The sequence below is a fragment of the Streptomyces violaceusniger Tu 4113 genome (genome assembly GCF_000147815.2).
Lineage (GTDB): Bacteria > Actinomycetota > Actinomycetes > Streptomycetales > Streptomycetaceae > Streptomyces > Streptomyces violaceusniger_A.
Genome location: NC_015957.1, coordinates 308367 through 326011, shown reverse-complemented (window position 1 = coordinate 326011; position 17645 = coordinate 308367). Strand labels below are relative to the sequence as shown.

14 protein-coding genes and 3 tRNA genes are annotated in these 17645 nt (G+C 68.8%); 12 read left to right on the top strand and 5 right to left on the bottom strand.

Features of this window, described 5'->3' with window-relative positions; translation table 11 throughout:
* The first annotated feature begins 183 nt into the window (after positions 1–183).
* The 3 genes from STRVI_RS01500 to STRVI_RS01490 all read left to right on the top strand — a co-directional run bounded on the left by STRVI_RS01500 (position 184) and on the right by STRVI_RS01490 (position 1037).
* Positions 184–258: transfer RNA gene (locus STRVI_RS01500), tRNA-Asp, on the top strand.
* Positions 259–262: 4 nt separating this feature from the next.
* Positions 263–336 (top strand) — tRNA-Phe (locus STRVI_RS01495).
* Positions 337–494: 158 nt separating this feature from the next.
* Positions 495–1037, top strand: a complete 543-nt coding sequence (locus STRVI_RS01490; RefSeq protein WP_043237654.1) for an NUDIX hydrolase — start codon at positions 495–497, stop codon at positions 1035–1037.
* On the opposite strand, the gene STRVI_RS01485 is transcribed toward STRVI_RS01490, so the two are convergent.
* A complete protein-coding gene (locus tag STRVI_RS01485; RefSeq protein WP_014053845.1) occupies positions 1034–2350 on the bottom strand; it encodes a hypothetical protein in 1317 nt (438 codons plus the stop codon). The two genes, STRVI_RS01490 and STRVI_RS01485, sit on opposite strands and share 4 nt — an antisense overlap.
* Before the next feature lie 161 nt (positions 2351–2511).
* On the opposite strand from STRVI_RS01485, the gene STRVI_RS01480 reads away from it, so the two are divergent.
* From STRVI_RS01480 to STRVI_RS01475, 3 genes are all read left to right on the top strand, one after another.
* Complete coding sequence (locus STRVI_RS01480; RefSeq protein ID WP_251982538.1) at positions 2512–2955, top strand: ATP-binding protein; 444 nt, start codon at positions 2512–2514, stop codon at positions 2953–2955.
* The gene (locus STRVI_RS52450; protein WP_167543191.1) at positions 2948–3109 is read left to right on the top strand and encodes a hypothetical protein; all 162 of its coding nucleotides are present in this window, start codon (positions 2948–2950) and stop codon (positions 3107–3109) included. The genes STRVI_RS01480 and STRVI_RS52450 overlap by 8 nt, the downstream gene beginning before the upstream one ends.
* A gap of 454 nt (positions 3110–3563) precedes the next feature.
* A complete protein-coding gene (locus STRVI_RS01475) occupies positions 3564–4571 on the top strand; it encodes a zinc-binding dehydrogenase (protein WP_014053843.1) in 1008 nt (335 codons plus the stop codon).
* Positions 4572–4666: 95 nt separating this feature from the next.
* Here STRVI_RS01475 and STRVI_RS01470 read toward each other — a convergent pair whose 3' ends face one another.
* Positions 4667–5059, bottom strand: a complete 393-nt coding sequence (locus STRVI_RS01470; RefSeq protein ID WP_014053842.1) for a hypothetical protein — start codon at positions 5057–5059, stop codon at positions 4667–4669.
* A 286-nt stretch (positions 5060–5345) separates the two neighbouring features.
* Between STRVI_RS01470 and STRVI_RS01465 the strand changes: the two genes are divergently transcribed.
* Positions 5346–6704 carry an MFS transporter gene (locus tag STRVI_RS01465; RefSeq protein WP_014053841.1) on the top strand — a complete coding sequence of 453 codons (1359 nt, stop codon included), beginning with the start codon at positions 5346–5348 and terminating at the stop codon, positions 6702–6704.
* Between the two features lie 124 nt (positions 6705–6828).
* Entirely contained in the window at positions 6829–7920 is a 1092-nt protein-coding gene (locus tag STRVI_RS01460; protein ID WP_014053840.1) for a DUF1152 domain-containing protein, read from the top strand.
* A gap of 231 nt (positions 7921–8151) precedes the next feature.
* On the opposite strand, the gene STRVI_RS01455 is transcribed toward STRVI_RS01460, so the two are convergent.
* Positions 8152–9372 (bottom strand): membrane protein, encoded by a 1221-nt coding sequence (locus STRVI_RS01455; RefSeq protein WP_014053839.1) that lies wholly within the window; start codon positions 9370–9372, stop codon positions 8152–8154.
* A gap of 110 nt (positions 9373–9482) precedes the next feature.
* On the opposite strand from STRVI_RS01455, the gene hrpA reads away from it, so the two are divergent.
* From hrpA to STRVI_RS01440, 3 genes are all read left to right on the top strand, one after another.
* Entirely contained in the window at positions 9483–13409 is a 3927-nt protein-coding gene (gene hrpA, locus STRVI_RS01450) for an ATP-dependent RNA helicase HrpA (RefSeq protein WP_014053838.1), read from the top strand.
* 138 nt (positions 13410–13547) lie between these two features.
* Positions 13548–13622: transfer RNA gene (locus STRVI_RS01445), tRNA-Asp, on the top strand.
* Positions 13623–13737: 115 nt separating this feature from the next.
* Positions 13738–13962 (top strand): DUF6274 family protein, encoded by a 225-nt coding sequence (locus STRVI_RS01440; RefSeq protein WP_014053837.1) that lies wholly within the window; start codon positions 13738–13740, stop codon positions 13960–13962.
* Between the two features lie 450 nt (positions 13963–14412).
* Here the strand turns inward: STRVI_RS01440 and bldC are convergent, their stop codons facing one another.
* Both bldC and STRVI_RS01430 read right to left on the bottom strand, forming a co-directional pair.
* Positions 14413–14619, bottom strand: a complete 207-nt coding sequence (gene bldC / locus STRVI_RS01435) for a developmental transcriptional regulator BldC (protein ID WP_003949541.1) — start codon at positions 14617–14619, stop codon at positions 14413–14415.
* 497 nt (positions 14620–15116) lie between these two features.
* Positions 15117–15953, bottom strand: a complete 837-nt coding sequence (locus STRVI_RS01430) for a hypothetical protein (protein ID WP_014053835.1) — start codon at positions 15951–15953, stop codon at positions 15117–15119.
* A gap of 176 nt (positions 15954–16129) precedes the next feature.
* On the opposite strand from STRVI_RS01430, the gene STRVI_RS01425 reads away from it, so the two are divergent.
* Entirely contained in the window at positions 16130–17284 is a 1155-nt protein-coding gene (locus STRVI_RS01425; RefSeq protein WP_043235236.1) for a Leu/Phe/Val dehydrogenase, read from the top strand.
* Positions 17285–17645 lie beyond the last annotated feature (361 nt).

The window sequence follows — 17645 nt, the reverse complement described above, 5'->3', positions numbered from 1 at the left end:
TGTCCTGACCCCTCGGTGAGCGGGCAGGACACGGTCAGAGGTCTGATACGCTGATCCAGCGACAACGACGCGGCGGAGAAAAATCAAAGCCCCGGTTCGAAATCGCAAGGAGTGCGAATCCACAGCGGGAAATTCCGTTGGGACCGCACCCCACATGTGCGAGACTCGTGCTCGTACACGCAAGGTCCTGTGGAGCAGTTTGGAGTGCTCGCCACCCTGTCAAGGTGGAGGCCGCGGGTTCAAATCCCGTCAGGACCGCTGCGGCTGGGTAGCTCAGTTGGTACGAGCGTCCGCCTGAAAAGCGGAAGGTCGCCGGTTCGACCCCGGCCCCAGCCACCGCAGCCCTCACCAGGGCAAAGCCCCCTCCCGGCCCGTCCGGAGGGGGCTTCTTCGTTGGCGCCGCGGCGATGTCTTACAGCTCTGGTACGCACCGTAAGAGCGCGGCCCCAGGGAGTGAAATGCTGGGCATCGCGTCGACGAAGGGGAGTGGGCTCATGCGGTGGACCGTCCATGGCGAACGGCAGATCTACAGCAACCCTTGGGTCAACCTGTGGCTCGTCGACGTACAGCAGCCCGACGGCCGCCGCTGGGAACACCACGTCGTACGCATGCGGCACCTCGCCGTCGCCGCCGTCGTCGATGACGACCAGCGCGTCCTGATGATGTGGCGTCACCGGTTCATCACCGACACCTGGGGCTGGGAACTGCCCATGGGCCTCGTCGAGCCGGGCGAGACTCCAGAGCAGGCCGCTGCCCGCGAGGTCGAGGAAGAGACCGGCTGGCGGGTCGAGGCAATGAAGCCCCTGGTGTACGCGCAGCCCGCGAACGGGATCACTGACTCCGAGCACCATGTCTTCCGAGCCGACGGAGCCACCTACATCGGGCCGCCGACAGAGCGGAACGAATCGGACCGGATCGAGTGGATCCCCCTCTCGGAGATCCGCAGGATGATCGACCACCGCGAGATCGTCAGCAGCGGCAGCCTGGTCGGCCTGCTGTATCTGCTGCTGGACGAAGCCACCGGGAGCGCCGGCTAGCCAAGTGACTCTCGCATCCGCTGCTCGAACCTGATCACCGGCGCCTCGCGGGCACATGGAGCCAGACGGCGGTGGAATTCATGGATATGCCCGGCGACCCGAGGTGAGTCGATCACGGCAGTCAGATCGAGTGCTAGTTCGGCACTGTGGCACGCATCGCCGAGCTTGCCCTGCTCGAGTTGGGTGCCGGCGAGCCAGAAGGCGTGGAGGGCCCGTCCGCGTTGGTGTGCGGACGCTTCACGGCGCAGCCCCTCGGCGATGAGAGGTTCAGCTCGTGGTGCCTCACCAAGACGGGCCAGGGCTATTCCGCTGTCGATGATGAGCTTGGTCTCGTCGAAATAGCGCACCCAGGAGGGTGCCTCGTCCGTCCGGCCGCGTGCACGTTCGAAGAAGTCGCGAGAACGGTCGATGGCCTGATGGCAGGCGGAGGCGTCGCGAAGAGAGGCATGGGCGAACGCTTCGCGCAGGTGCAGCATGGACATCACCAGAGGCTGGTCGCCGATCCCCCGGGCGACGTCCTGTGCCTTACAGGCGAGAGCGATGGCCTCTGCTGGATTGCCGTCATAGGTGGCTTGCAGGCTCATGCAGGAGAGCACATTGGCCATGAAGAGGCGATCTTCCTGCCCAAGCGAGAGGCCCAGGGCTTGACTGAAGTAGATACGTGCCGTGCTGTACTGACAGGCATCGAAATAGGCCCAGCCCGCGAGGCGGGCCAGCTCTGCGGCGAGGGATCGAAGATCCCGGCCCAGAGCCTCCCCGGCATGCCGCATCACCTGTGTGACGTAGGTGAGGTTGCCGACGACCGCAGGCCGCAGGGGCGCGCCACCGTGCTGGTCGTCCCGACGCCAGTAGTCCTCTACGGAGGAGCGCAGCGCGGCGAGCGTGGAGCGAGTGACCTGCGAGTCGGCCAGGGGAAGTAGGTGATCCAGGCTCTCCCCGGCGACAGAGCCGGTAGCCGCTGCCCCGTGCGCAAGCCGTGACACAGGGGCCGGGCTCCGCTCGTTCTCCGGAGCCGACGCGGGGATCTCCCAGGGCCGGTGCGCCAGACCCAGCATCGCGCCGGGGATGCGCAGCCCATCGGCGACTCTCTCGATTACGTCGATATGGGCCAGGCCACGACGTCCAGCCATGACCTCGCCGACTCTGCTGGGCGTCATGCCGCAAAGGGCGGTGATGCGCGAGGGATAGATCCCTGCTTTGAGCTTGACCATCTGGAAAATGCGGGTGAAGTCGCGTTTCTGGCATGCGTGCTGCCACTCAGGGCTGGCCAACAGGACTGGTAGCAGCGCCCCCTGAGGCTGCGATGCGGGCACTCTTGCCTCTCTCCCTCGTCCCACGGAAGCGGGCTGTCCGGGCGGTCAAGCGACCATGATTCTACCCACGTTGGGTAATCAGCATGGCCTGTTTCGGTGACGACCGCTGCGATGAGCTGGCCCCCTAGAACCACCCACGACGAGGGGACGCGATGCTCCCGATGACCAACGACAACCAACAGCAGATCACCGCCCAGCGATGGGCGATGCAGTTCACCTCCACGCCCAGGTGCGTCCGTCTCGTCCGGAGCCTGGTCGACAAAACCCTGCTGAGCTGGGGCTACGGACGAGAAGACATCGACCGTACGGTCCTGGTCTGCAGCGAGTTGGCGACCAATGCCGTGCAGCACGGCCACAGGAGCGGTCACCGCTTCGAAGTCCGCCTCAGCGGCGAAGGCGCCACGTGCCTGGTCGAAGTCTCCGACGCCCTCAGCCGCCGATTGCCTCGCCTCATGGAGACCAGCGACGAGGACGAGCACGGCCGAGGGCTCCAACTCGTCTCCGCGCTTGCCAAGGAGATGGGACACCGCGCCCGCAACCCCATTGGCAAAACCGTCTGGGCCCGCCTGGCTCTCCTCACTCCGGAGGAGGACACCCGTGCATGAGCTGATCGCCGCTCCATTCCTCGGCCATCGTCTCCTGGTATGTCCCGGCAGCGCCGATGCCACCCGGCTCCCGGTCACCGCGTACCGGGAGTTGGAGACGGCCGCAGGCTCCGCTGCGGCATCACCCGGTTGGCTGGTGGAGATGGCGCGCTAGTCACCGGAGACTCGCCCCTTCGGCCAACCACGGTCAACCGAGTACCCCCAGGCACCCCGCGACCGGGCCCGGCACGGCCTGAAAAGCGGAAGGTCGCCGGTTCGACCCCGGCCCCAGCCACCACAGCCCCCACCAGGGCAAAGCCCCCTCCCTGGCAAAGCCCCCTCCCGGGTCACTTGAGTTCTAGTGGTCGTCGCAACACCCCAGCTCAGGGGATGCGATGGACTTCGAGATCCGCAAGGACAGGAGTGGTGGGGCGGTGGTGGCCGAACCGATCGGCCTACTCGGCTGTGCCGCTGGTCGCCCACCGTGCGAGCGTGAGATGAGGAGGGCAGCGCGAGGCCGGGCGGCCATGCGCCTGGGCGGTCGGCCCCTCATAAAGCACCTGCTCCTGCGGGACGTCGATCGATGCCCCCTGTACGCCCCGCACGTACCACCGTGCAGGAGGAGAGCCATGAACCGGCGTGTCGTGTACACCCGTGGCGGGTCGCCCGCCGACGTCCTGACCGTCATCGAGGAGCCTGAGCCGGCGGCACCCGGGCGTGGCCAGGTCCTCATCCGCACCACGGCCTTCCCGGTGCACCCTGGTGATCTCCAGGCCATCGCGGCATACCCGGGGGAGGCCGCGGATCCGGTGACGCCGGGCATCGAGGCCACCGGGGTGGTGGAGGCGATCGGCCCGGGCGCGCGGTTGGCACCGGGTGTCGAGGTGGGGGGCCGCGTGACGGTCTTCCCCCAGCAGGGGGCGTGGTCCCAGTGGTTGATGGCGGATGCCGAGGCGGTAGTCGCCGTTCCGGAGAAGTTGCCGGACGCGGTCGCCGCACAGATGCTGACGAACCCGCTCACCGCGGTGATGCTGCGCCGTGAGGCGCAGGAGCACCTGGCCTTCGGCTACGACGGTGTTCTGGTGCAGACCGCCGCGGGCTCGTCGGTCGGGCGGCTGATGACGGGTGTGTCGCAGTTCCACAACTTCGGGCTCATCAACGTCGTCCGCAGTGAGCGCGGTGCGGCCGAGCTGCGCAAGCGGTTCCCGGATGTGCAGGTCGTGGCGACAGAACAGCCGGGCTGGGCCGACGACGTCCGCAAGGCCGCCGGTGGCCGGCCGGTGAGCGTGGCCCTGGACCCGATCGGGGGAGAGATGTCGAGGAGCCTTGTGGACCTGCTGGCGCCGGGCGGGAAGCTGGTCAGCTACGGAATGATCGCCGAGGAGCCCATCTCGGTGCATGCATCGACGCTGGTCAGCAAGTCCCTGACACTGTGCGGGAAGAACATCATCAGCGGGTGGCCCGCTGAGTCATCCCCTGAGCGACGGTCGTCCGACATCGCCACGGCCAAGCAGATCGCCCTGTCACTCACGGAGCAGTTCGACGTGGCCGCCACATACGGCCTCGACGAGCTGGCCAGTGCTGTGGAGCACGCGGTACGCCCCGGCAAGGTCGGCACCGTCCTGATCCGCCCCTGACAGCGGCAATGGCGTCCCCGTGCACGTCGTCCTGCAACGAAGAAGCCCCGTCCGGAGGGGGCTTCTTCGTCGGGGTGGACGGTGCGGCGGGTCGATCAGACGTAGGCGCAGATGACGAAGACGCTGATGCCCACATTGTCGGTGGTGGTCTGGCGGCCCAGGCCGATCCAGCCGGTGCCGTCGTCGGTGGGGAAGCTGCCGACGAGGATGGCGTTGTTGCCCCGGGCCTCGGCGCCGCCGCCGATGGCCTTCTTGCCCTCGGGGCAGTACACCGTGCGCCGCTGGAAGTTCGGGACGTTCTCATTGGGCAGGGTGACCAGCTCGTATCCGGGCACCCCCTCGTCGGGCCGGGGGGCTTCACGGGAAACTGACGCCTCGGGGCGGTGGGAACCGGTCGTCTGGTCGCCGTCGTCCTGTGCTGCCCACGCTGCGCCTGGCGTCAGAGCCATGGTCAGTGCGGCGGCAGCGATGACGAGCCTTCCACGCATGTGTCTACCTTCCGTCGCGGGTCCCTGGACGGGACCTACACCGTGAAGAGCGTGACCAGGCAAAGCGGAATCGAAGACTGATAAGTATGAAAAACGCACGAACGAGGGAAGCGTGAGGAGCGTACGGGTGCAGCGCGTCTGAAGATCGGCAGCTCGCCGGTTCCCGCCCGCGTCCCGGTGAGCGGAACGTCGCCATTCCCGCCACGAGAACCAGCGGCGAACAATCCCCGAACACAACCGAGCCGCAGGTCTTGATCCCATCCGAAGCGGCCATTGGAGAGCCGACATGGCAGACGTGAAGGGCAACCCGAGCGAAGTACGCAAGGCAGCGATCGCAAGTTTGTTCGGTAGCGCATTGGAGTGGTACGACTTCTTCCTCTACGGCACGGCCGCCGCGCTCGTCTTCAACACCCTCTTCTTCCCGACCTTCAATCCGCTGGTGGGGACGATCGCCGCCTTCGGTACCAACGCGGTGGGGTTCCTCGCCCGGCCGTTGGGCGGCATCATCTTCGGGCACTTCGGGGACCGGATCGGCCGAAAGTCGATGCTGGTGACCACCCTGGTGATCATGGGCGTCGCGACCTGTCTGATCGGCCTGCTGCCCACCTACGCCACCGTCGGCGTCTGGGCGCCGGTGCTGCTGGTGACGCTGCGGGTCGTGCAGGGCATCGCCGTCGGCGGCGAGTGGGGCGGCGGGGTGCTGATCGTCAGCGAACACGCGCCGAGCCACCGCCGCGGCTTCTACTCGGCCTGGAGCCAGACCGGCGTGGGGCTCGGGTTCGTCCTCTCCGCCGCCGCCTACGCACTGGCCCAGGAGGTCACCACCAAGGAGTCCTTCCTCGCCTGGGGATGGCGCATTCCGTTCGTGGTCGGCATCCTGCTCACCGCCGCCGGACTGCTGATCCGGCTCCGGATCATGGAGACACCCGCGTTCCAGGAGAAGGAGTCGGAGCCGAAGAAGTCCGCCCCGCCGCTTCTCGACGTCATCCGCACCCACCCCAAGTCCATCCTGATCGCCTTCGGCGCGCGGGTCGCCGAAACCGGTGCGAGTTACCTCTTCCTCACCTTCAGCCTCTCCTACGCGTCCGAGATCGGAGTGGGCAAGGGCGTGGTGCTGGCCGCGCTCGTGGTGGGGATGCTGTTCGAGTCGTTCGCGATGCCCATGTTCGGGGCGCTCTCCGACCGCATCGGACGTCGACCGGTGTATATCGGGGGCGCGATCGCGGTGATCGTCTGGGCGTATCCGTTCTTCGCGTTGTTCGACTCGCGCAATCCGGTGCTGATCTTCGTGGCGATCTTCGTGGCGGTCGTGATCGGCCACGGGGCGATGATCGGCACCCAGCCGGCGTTCTTCACCGAACTCTTCGCCAGCCGGGTGGCCTACAGCGGGCTCGCCCTGGGGCATGAGCTGGCGTCGATGATCGTCGGCGGGTTCTCCCCCATCGTCGCCACCGCGCTGCTCGCCTGGTCGGGCGCGTCCTGGCCGATCGCGCTGTTCCTCGTCGGCATGGGCCTGGTCACCGTCTTCGCCGTGGCGGCCGCCCCCGAGACCAACCCGAACGTCCTCGGGAATGGCAAGGCCCGGCAGGAGGCCGAGGCGGAGGAGAAGCCCAAGTCGTCCGATTCATCGCCGATTCATTCATAACCGGCCTCCATAACCGGCCCCGCCCCGCCCGCCGCCGGGGAGGCCGGGGAGGCCGGGCGGGGCGACGGCTGGCGGGGCGCGCGAAGTACGACGGTATCGGCCGTTCCGGCCGTACGCTGGGCTGATGACGCGGCTGATCATGGCGGGGGGAGGTGGCGGGGACGCCGTTGCCGCCGCGGTGATCGACCAGGCTCTGTACGGGCACGGGACGGCCGACGACCGGGCGGTGGTCCTGACCTACGCCTGGGACCGGCTGCTCGTCGACCCAGTCCCCGGGCCCCGGGGAGCGGCCGACTTCACCGGGCTGCGGGCGCTCACGCCGAGCGTGTACGCCGTGCCCAAGGACGCGAGGCCGGTGGCGCCGGCCGGGTCCACACTGCCCCGGCTGGCCGCCGAGCTGCCGCACACCTTCGCGCTGCTCGACCCCCACCACGGGGTGGAGGGCATGGTCCGGCAGTTGGAAGAGCTGATCGAGCACCTGGCCCCGGCCTCCATCGACCTGCTGGACGTGGGCGGCGACATCCTCGCGCGAGGGGATGAGCCGACGCTGTGCAGCCCGCTCGGGGACGCGCTGTCGCTTGCCGCGTGTGCGCAGGTGACCGCGGAGATCCGGCTGCTGGTCGCCGGACCGGGGCTGGACGGGGAGATCCCGGTGGAGGTGCTGCGCGAACGGCTGGGGCCGGTGGTCCATACGCTGACCGCCGAGGACGTCGCGCCCATCGGCCCCGTCATGGAGTGGCATCCGTCGGAGGCCACCGGCATGCTCACGGCCGCGGCGCGCGGTGTGCGCGGGCTGTGCGAGGTACGGGACGCGGGGCTCACCATTCCCCTGACGGACGACGGACCCGTGGTCCATGAGGCGGATCTCGACGCCGCGTTCCGCCGGAACCGGCTCGCCGGGGCCATCGCCGACACCACCGGTCTCGCCGAGGCCGAGCGGCACTGCCGGGACATCTGCGGATACTCGGAGATCGACTACGAGCGGGAGAAGGCCGCGCGGTCCGGGTCGGCGCCCGAGAGCCCGTTCCGGCCCAGGGCCGTACTGGCCGGAGTCGCCCGCTTCGCGGAGGAGGCCCGCGCCCGCGGGGTCAGCCACACCACCTTCCGCCACCTCACCGAGGCCCTCGGCCTCAGCGGTGTCCAACGCGCGGATCTGCGGGCCCTGCTGATCGGGACTCAGCCCGAGCGGTACGACGCCCCGCTGTGGCGGCTGTGATCACCCGGATGGGCTATAGTTGATCTCGCAACGCCGCCCCCGCGGGGCGGGAGTTGATGCGTCGGTCGTCTAAGGAAAGATACTCGTCTCCAAACGAGGGATGTAGGTGCAAGGCCTGCTCGGCGCTCCTTGGAGAAGTCCCTCCCCTGATCTTCGGGGGAGGGACTTTTTCGTGTGCTCGGACCGCATTGCGCCGCACCCCCACCGCGCCCCACCCCACCGCGCCGCCCCTCAGCACCGCGTCGGCGTCGCCTTCGGCGGCCGCCCGCCCGGGTGGCGGTGGCGCCAGGTCCAGAAGACCACGGCGGACACCACACACCAGCCCCCCAGCACCAGGAAGGGGAAGGGGTGCTGGTGGTGGGGGAAGTAGATCGCGGTGTGCTGGGCGTTGACCGAGGCACCCGGCGGGAGCCAGCGGCCGATGGTGCCCAGGAGTGAGGGGAGCAGGGGCCAGGAGACGGCGCCGCCGGAGGACGGGTTGCCGAGGATCACCATCACGCCCCAGGTGGGGAGGAGCGCCCAGCGCCCGAAGAGGACGTTGAACATGGAGAACACCAGCCCCGAGGTCAACATCGTCAACGCCAGGATCGCCCACGACTCCGCGAAGGGGAGCCGGAGCGCCTTCAGCCCCCAGTCCACGATCGCCGCGATCGAGAAGGCGCCGAGCATGGCGTACGCGACGTTGAAGCCGATCCGCTCGGCCGGGTTGAGCCCGGCGGCGTTGACACTGAGCTGGATGGCACCGAGGAAGCCGATGATCGTGGCGGCCAGGGAGATGTAGAAGACCGCGAGTCCGCGCGGATCGCCGGGCTGTAGCGGTTTCAGATCCCTGACCTGGACGGGCACCCCGGAGGCCCGGCCCACCTTGCCACCGGCCTGGCTGAGCACCTGGGCCACGGTCGCCCCCGCCGCGCCCGCGACATCCAGCTCGACGCCATGGTCGCGCGCCCGCAGGATCGCGAAGACCTGCTGCTCCTCCAGGGACCAGCGGGCCTTCGCATAGCTGGGGTAGGGGTGCAGCTTGAGGGACGCGTTCAGGGCCTTCTCCATCCCGGTGAGGAACTGGTTCCGCACGGCGGAGTCGTCATCGGTGGTCACGATGGCGGTGGGGATGTTCCGGGGGGTGGGATTGGCGAAGGCGAAGGTGTACGAGCCCGCGAAGAGCCCCGCGCCCGCGGAGATGAGCAGCACGATGACGGTCGCGGGGAAGAAGGGGGTCTGCTTGAAACGAGCCCATGGGGAGAGCCGGTCCGCCCCGCCCTTGGCCGCGTCCGCCCCACCCCTGTCCCTGCCCGCGTCCGCCCCGCCCCTGCCCCTGCCCCTTCCCTCGTCGGTCGCGCCCTTGCCCTCGCTCCCTTCGCCCCCACCCCCGCCCTTGCCCTCACTCGCGTCGCCCCTGCCCGCGCCCGTGTCGCCCCCGCCCGCGCCTGCGCCGCTTTCGTCGTCCGCCATGCGCCCACGCTAGAACGGACAATCCCGGCATACCGCGCGACGCGGCCCGGACAACACCCGGCGGAAATGGTTCGCCAGTCGTTTTGCCGAGGTGAGATCCTGGGATCCGTATGTCCACCACGCCTGCCCCCGCCCTGCCCGCCCTGCTGGAGCGGCTGCCCGAGCTGATGCTGCGCGACCAGCAGCGGCTGGGACGCCGGCTCGACGGTGCGCGCCGGATCCGTAAACCCGAGGCCCGAGCGGCCGTACTCGGTGAGATCACCGAGGAGATCACGCGTGCCGAGCTGCGGGTCGCGGACCGCCGCGCCGCCGTGCCGGCCATCACCTATCCGCAAGAGCTGCCGGTCAGCCAGAAGAAGGACGCGATCCTCGAGGCCGTCCGGGATCACCAGGTGGTGATCGTCGCAGGTGAGACCGGCTCCGGGAAGACCACCCAGATTCCGAAGATCTGTCTGGAGCTGGGGCGCGGCGTCAAGGGACTTATTGGCCATACGCAGCCGCGCCGTATCGCCGCCCGCACCGTGGCCGAGCGCATCGCCGAGGAGCTGCGGTCGCCGCTGGGCGAGTCCGTCGGCTGGAAGGTCCGCTTCACCGATCAGGTGGGGCAGGACACCCACGTCAAGCTGATGACCGACGGCATTCTGCTCGCCGAGATCCAGACCGACCGCGAGCTGCGCCAGTACGACACGATCATCATCGACGAGGCCCATGAGCGCAGCCTCAACATCGACTTCCTGCTGGGCTATCTGGCCCAACTCCTGCCCCGCCGCCCCGACCTCAAGATCGTGATCACCTCCGCCACCATCGACCCGGAGCGCTTTTCCCGCCATTTCGGCGACGCACCGATCGTCGAGGTCAGCGGGCGTACATATCCGGTCGAGGTGCGCTACCGCCCGCTGCTCGAGGAGGGCGGCGAGGACAGCGACCGCGACCAGATCACCGCGATCTGCGACGCGGTCGACGAGCTCCAGGCCGAGGGGCCGGGCGACATCCTGGTCTTCCTCTCCGGTGAGCGGGAGATCCGCGACACCGCCGACGCGCTGAACAAGAAGAAGCTCCCGGTCACCGAGGTCCTTCCGCTGTACGCCCGGCTGTCGCACGCCGAGCAGCACCGGGTCTTCCAGAGACACACCGGCCGCCGGATCGTGCTGGCGACCAACGTCGCCGAGACCTCGCTGACCGTCCCCGGTATCCGCTATGTGATCGACCCGGGCGCCGCCCGGATCTCCCGCTACAGCCATCGCACCAAGGTCCAGCGGCTGCCCATCGAGCCGATCTCCCAGGCCAGCGCCAATCAGCGCAAGGGCCGCTGCGGCCGGACCAGCGACGGCATCTGCATCCGGCTGTACTCCGAGGACGACTTCCTCACCCGCCCGGAGTTCACCGACGCCGAGATCCTCCGGACCAATCTGGCCTCCGTCATCCTCCAGATGACCGCCGCCGGCCTCGGCGACATCGAGAAGTTCCCCTTCATCGACCCGCCGGACCGCCGCAACGTCAAGGACGGCGTCCAGCTCCTGGAGGAGCTGCACGCCCTGGACGGCAAGGAGAAGGACCCGCGCAAGCGGCTCACCCAGGTCGGCCGGAAGCTGGCCCAGCTTCCGGTGGACCCGCGGCTGGCCCGCATGGTGCTGGAGGCGGACCGCAACGGCTGTGTCCGCGAGGTCATGGTGATCGCGGCGGCGCTGTCCATCCAGGACCCGCGCGAGCGCCCCTCGGACAAGCAGCAGCAGGCGGATCAGCAGCACGCCCGGTTCAAGGACGAGTCCAGCGACTTCCTGGCGTTCCTCAATCTGTGGAAGTACATCCGGGAGCGGCAGAAGGAGCTGTCCTCCTCCGCCTTCCGCCGGATGTGCCGCAATGAGTTCCTCAACTACCTGCGTATACGCGAATGGCAGGACATCTACAGCCAGCTGCGCACGGTCGCCAAGACCATGGACATCCATATGTCCGAGCAGGACGCGGCGCCCGACCACGTGCATACGTCGTTGCTGGCGGGGCTGCTGTCCCATGTGGGCCTTAAGGACACCGACAAGAACGAGTATCTGGGCGCGCGCAGCGCCAAGTTCGCGGTGTTCCCCGGTTCGGCGCTGTTCAAGAAGCCGCCGCGCTGGGTGATGTCGGCGGAGCTGGTGGAGACCTCCCGGCTGTGGGCGCGGGTCAACGCGAAGATCGAGCCGGAGTGGATCGAGCCGCTCGCCCAGCACCTGGTCAAACGCACCTACAGCGAACCGCACTGGGAGCAGAAGCAGGCCGCGGTGATGGCGTATGAGCGGGTCACGCTCTACGGGGTGCCGATCGTCGCCCAGCGGAAGGTCAACTACGGCCGGATCGACCCGGAGACCAGCCGCGATCTGTTCATCCGCAACGCCCTGGTGGAGGGCGACTGGCGCACCCACCACCAGTTCTTCCACGACAACCGCAAGCTGCTGGGCGAGGTCGAGGAGCTGGAGCACCGGGCCCGGCGCCGCGACATCCTCGTGGACGACGAGACGCTCTTCGACTTCTACGACCAGCGGATCCCCGAGCATGTGGTCTCCGGCGCCCACTTCGACTCCTGGTGGAAGCACAAGCGTCGCGAAGAACCGGAGCTTCTCAACTTCGAGAAGTCGATGCTCATCAACGAGCGGGCGCAGGACATCACCAAGGACGCCTATCCGGACTCCTGGCGCCAGGGGAAGCTCAAGTTCAAGGTGACCTATCAATTCGAGCCGGGGGCGGACGCGGACGGTGTGACCGTCCACATCCCGCTGCAGGTGCTCAATCAGGTCACCGCGGACGGTTTCGACTGGCAGATTCCGGGGTTGCGGGAGGATCTGGTCACCGAGCTGATCCGCTCGCTGCCCAAACCGGTGCGCCGTCACTACGTCCCGGCGCCGAACTATGCCAAGCGCTTCCTGGAAAGCGCTGCCCCCCTCCAGGAGCCGCTGACCGCGGCGCTGGGGCGTGAGCTGCAGCGGATGGTGGGCGTACGGATCGAGCCGGAGGACTGGGACCTGGCGAAGGTCCCCGACCACCTCAAGGTCACCTTCCGGGTGGTGGACGAGCGGCACCGCAAGCTGGCCGAGGACAAGGACGTGGAGGTGCTGCGGCAGCGGCTGCGGCCGAAGACGCGGGCCGCGATCTCCAAGGCGTTCGAGTCCTCCAAGGAGGGCGTGGGGATCCAGCAGCGCGGCGGGCTGACCCGGTGGACGGTCGGGACGCTGCCGCGCACCTTCGAGACGCGCCGCGGCGGCCAGCCGGTCAAGGCGTATCCGGCGCTCGTCGACGAGGGCGCCTCGGTGGCCGTACGGCTCTTCGACACCGAGGCCGAGCAGCGGGAGGCGATGTGGCGGGGGACGCGCCGGCTGATCCTGCTCCAGTTGCCGTCCAGCCCCGCCAAGTTCGTCCAGGGCAAGCTCTCCAACCAGGCCAAGCTGGCGCTCTCCAGCAGCCCGCACGGCGGTGTGCAGGCGCTCTTCGACGACTGCGTGGCCGCGGCGGCCGACCGGCTGATCGCGTCCCGTGGCGGCCCGGCCTGGGACGAGGAGTCGTTCCGCAAGCTCTTCGACGCGGTGCGCAGCGACATCACGGACGCCACGCTGGACACCGTGCGCAAGGTCCAGGAGGTGCTGGCGGCCTGGCAGTCGTGCGAGCGGCGGCTGAAGGACACCAGGAGCCCGGTGCTGCTGCCGTCCCTCACGGACATCAGGGAGCAGCTCTCGGAGCTCATCGCACCGGGTTTCGTGACCGCCCACGGCGTGCGGCGGCTTCCGGACCTCATGCGCTATCTGGTGGCCGTGGACCGGCGGCTGCAGCAGCTTCCGGGCAACGCCGACCGGGACCGCGCCCGGATGGCGAAGGTGCGGGAGATGCGGGACGAGTACGCCTGGCTGCTGGAGCAGTTCCCGCCGGGGCGCCCGGTGCCCCAGGAGGCGCTGGAGATCCGCTGGATGATCGAGGAGTTGCGGGTCAGCTACTTCGCGCACGCCCTCGGTACGGCCTATCCGGTGTCCGACAAGCGCATCGTGAAGGCCATCGACGCGGCCGCGCCGTAAGGGTGTCCCCGGGGCTCCGGCGGCCCGCCGGAGCCCCGCCGGGGGCGAGTTCGACCGCACCCCCTGACCTGCTGTAGAGTCTGCATCGCAGCGCACACCAGCGCGGCGCACGGCGACGAAGTCGCAGGCGTCACTCTTGGTCCTGTGGAGCAGTTTGGAGTGCTCGCCACCCTGTCAAGGTGGAGGCCGCGGGTTCAAATCCCGTCAGGACCGCTTAACCGGAAGGCCCGGATCCGTATATGGATCCGGGCCTTTGGCGTCTTGACGGCGCACCGCACCCAGAGGTACCCAAGCTAAAGGGCGCGGGGGTGCGCGGGAGGTGCGGCGTATGACGACGTCCGCGAGGCATGAGACCAGGGCGCTGCTGCGCGCCCATCTGGCGGCTGCCGCGGGCAATCGCCACTTCACCCGGCACTGTCCGATCTGCCATCGCCTGCTGCGGCTGGCGATGGAGCCCTCGGCGGCCGAGGAGACGGGTGGCGGCGCCGGAGACGAGGCCGGTGACGGGGCCGGCCAGGAGGCGACGGCCGCCACTCCACCGTCAACTCGGTAAGCCCTTACCGCAGTTGCCCTTTAGCGCAACCAGTGGGCACGAGGCAATGGTTGGGCAGTGTGACGGGAGTCACCGAATGAGTTTCCGGAGTGAGGGAACTTACACCCCGCTCACCATGGGTCAATTTAATATGTGCAATTGCACCGTCTGTCCGCGCTGGCCCGAACGCTCCCCGAGGGCCCCCCGGGAGCCCCCCGGAGACACCGCGGGACACCCCGGGCAAGCCGAACGATTGCCCCTCCGGGGCCACTTGCGACCCCCCTGGAGGCACCCTCCGGAAGGCCGTTCCCGGGCATAAAAAGATCGCGCCAGACCCGGCGGAGTCCAGCGCGATCAACGACGCACCCATGTCGAGCGGTGGCGGGCCTGTTGGGGCAGGCACCCGTCGTGTGGAGCTATACAGGCGAAAACCGGGCTGGGGGGCCCGGAAATGCCCGGTTATGCGGTTGTTCAGGCCTCGCTGCGCTGCTGCGGGATGCCCGCAAGAAGTGCACGGACCTCCGCTTCGCGGTAGCGCCGATGCCCTCCGAGCGTGCGGATGGACGTGAGTTTGCCTGCCTTCGCCCAGCGAGTGACCGTCTTCGGGTCCACGCGAAACATCGTGGCAACCTCAGCCGGGGTCAGCAGCGGCTCGGCATCAGGGGTGCGAGCGGTCATGAGCGGCCTCCTCGGGAGAACCGAACCATCACGGTTCTTTCCTCTAAATTCTGCACCTTGACCCGCGTTGCCCGAAATGGCGGACGCGGGCCGAGTCGGTTATAGGACGAACGGCTTGTCCTCGGCACTACAACTACACCATCTGTCCAGCCCCGTCGGCCAAACCGATGGAATTGCCCTCTCAGGTGTCCAACCTCAACGGAAGCCGATGGACCATGCCATAGCGGACAGTCACACGGCCGTGACGATCAGTCACAACAGGATCAGGGGTAACCAGATCCATCAAGGAGTGCAATACCGATGAATCCGCCCATAGTTGGGCGGAAGGAATCCCTCCCGGGCTCCTTGTCCTATTTTGACACGAGGATGGGCGATTACCGCAAGGCCCGAAGTCAGTGCTTTAGGTCACGATTGAGGCAATGGCCCGGATCGGGACCTACGTCCCCGTCTGTTCCGGCCGACCGTCAACCGGTCGCCCGGCGCCGCTCCGGCCGGGCTCAGCTCGCGTTCTGCCGCCCGCGGATCACGCTCCAGCGGTCGGTCAGCCGCTCGTACGCGCTGCCCGCCCGCTCCCCGTCCCCGTCGCGCAGCGCCGCGAGGCCCTCCGCCACATCCGCGGCCGAGTGGTCCTCCTCGAGCTGCCCCGCCGGCAGGGTGTGCACCAGACCGCCGTAGTCCAGCTCGACCAACGACCGGGGGTGGAACTCCTCGAGCCACCGGCCGACGTCCACCAGCCCGTCGATCAGCGGCCCCTCGCCGAGGGACTCCTTGAGCACCTTAAGGCCACGCGCCACCCGGCGCCTGGCCTGGACCATCGGGGTGCGGTAACGGAGAATGAACCCGCCGTCACCCTTGGTGAATTCGCGCTCCTCGTCCCCGAAGAGCACGAACCAGCGCACCGGCACATGCCAGGTGGCCGAGCGGATCCACGGCCGGGCGTCCGGGTTGCGCTCCAGCCACCGCTCGAAGTCCGCCACCGCCTGCCGGCGCACCACCGGGGGCAGGGCCGCGTCCAGGAGGGGCCCGGGAAGGCGCTCCGGCAGCTCTTCCAGGGCCAGCCAGCCCCTCAGCCGCGTACGCCACGGACAGACGCATGTGACGCCGTCCACGAGCGCCACGAAGGCGTCCGCGCTCTCGTGCACCGGAACCGCCACCGGAGGCACCGGCAGGAGGTCCGCGAGCGAGCGGCGCAGCTCGTCCTGCGCACCGGGCAGGTCGTCGCGCTTGGCATACCGCGCCCAGTGCGATCTCTCCGGCTCCGGAAACGCTGCCAGTGGCTCATAGACCCGGAGATACGCCGCGTACGGGACAATCACCGAAGACGCCAAGGTCACACGCGCTCCCTCAAGGCTGAGACCACCGCCAGGGGCTCCCTCACCCCCACCTGACGGCATCGTCCCATGCCCGGCATCCGGACTCGTCGGGGACATGGCCGATCCCCTGGGGCCCCAGGGCTTACCCTCTTGCCCACGGCCCTCCCCACCAGCCAGGAGGGCGTCTACCCCGACCTATGGGAGTCACCACCGTGACCGACGTACGTCACACCGTCAGCGCCGACGGTCCGACGGAGAGTCGCGTGCCGAACCCTCTCTCACCGCTTGCGACGCTGTTCCGGTCCGATCTCGGCGGGCATGAGCAGGTGCTGCTCTGCCAGGACCGCCAGAGCGGCCTCAAGGCCGTCATCGCCCTCCACTCGACCGCCCTGGGCCCGGCCCTCGGCGGCACCCGCTTCCACGCCTACGCCGCCGAGGAGAACCCCGAAGAAGCGGCGCTCCTCGACGCCCTCAACCTCGCCCGCGGCATGTCCTACAAGAACGCGCTCGCCGGGCTCGACCACGGTGGCGGCAAGGCCGTGATCCTCGGCGATCCCGAAGAGATCAAGACCGAAACGCTGCTGCTCGCCTACGGCCGCTTCGTGGCCTCTCTCGGCGGCCGCTACGTCACCGCCTGCGATGTGGGCACCTATGTGTCCGACATGGACGTCGTCGCCCGCGAGTGCCCCTGGACTACCGGCCGCTCCCCCGAGAACGGCGGCGCCGGCGACTCCTCGGTGCTGACCGCCTTCGGTGTCTTCCAGGGCATGCGGGCGAGCGCCCAGGCCTCCTGGGGCGCGCCCACGCTGCGCGGCCGCCGGGTCGGCATCGCGGGGGTCGGCAAAGTGGGCCACCACCTGGTCGAGCATCTGCTGGAGGACGGCGCCGAGGTCGTGGTCACGGATGTGCGCGGTGAGTCGGTGGACCGCGTCCTGGCCCGCCACCCCCGGGTGCGGGCGGTCCGGGACACCGACGCGCTGATCCGCGACGACCTGGACGTCTACGCCCCGTGCGCGCTCGGTGGCGCCCTGGACGACGCCACGGTGCCCGTCCTGACCGCGAAGGTGGTGTGCGGCGCGGCCAACAACCAGCTCGCCCACCCGGGGGTCGAGAAGGACCTGGCCGGCCGCGGGATCCTCTACGCGCCGGACTATGTGGTGAACGCCGGTGGTGTCATCCAGGTGGCGGATGAGCTGCACGGGTTCGATTTCGATCGGGCCAAGGCGAAGGCGGCAGAGATCTTCGACACGACGTTGGCCATATTCGATCGGGCACAGACCGACGGAATCCCGCCCGCCGCGGCCGCCGACCGGCTGGCCGAGCACCGGATGGCGGAGGGCCACGACGCCTGAGCCGTGGTCCACAGGCGCCTGAGAGCTTCTGGGCGCAGCCGTGGACAGGCCGTGCGGGATCTTGCCGGAGGCCGCCGGACGGGCGTCGTGGGAGCCCCCTGGGAGCCATCGGCGAGAGATCCCTCACGGCCTGTCGGCGGGTCGGCCCGCAAGACAGGTTAAAATCGCAGTTGACCAGCGAGGAACGGGCTCCTCGCGGGTTCTGCCTCGTGGCACGTCGTGTGGGCGACGTACCGTATGGCCACAGAAGCAGGTACCGTTGAAGCCCTACGGACCGGTCTCTCTTATGAGAGTCCGCTCCGATTTATGAACGTGAACGCGTGTCAAGACTCTGGGGCCGTCGAGCCCCGTCGTTGAGGGG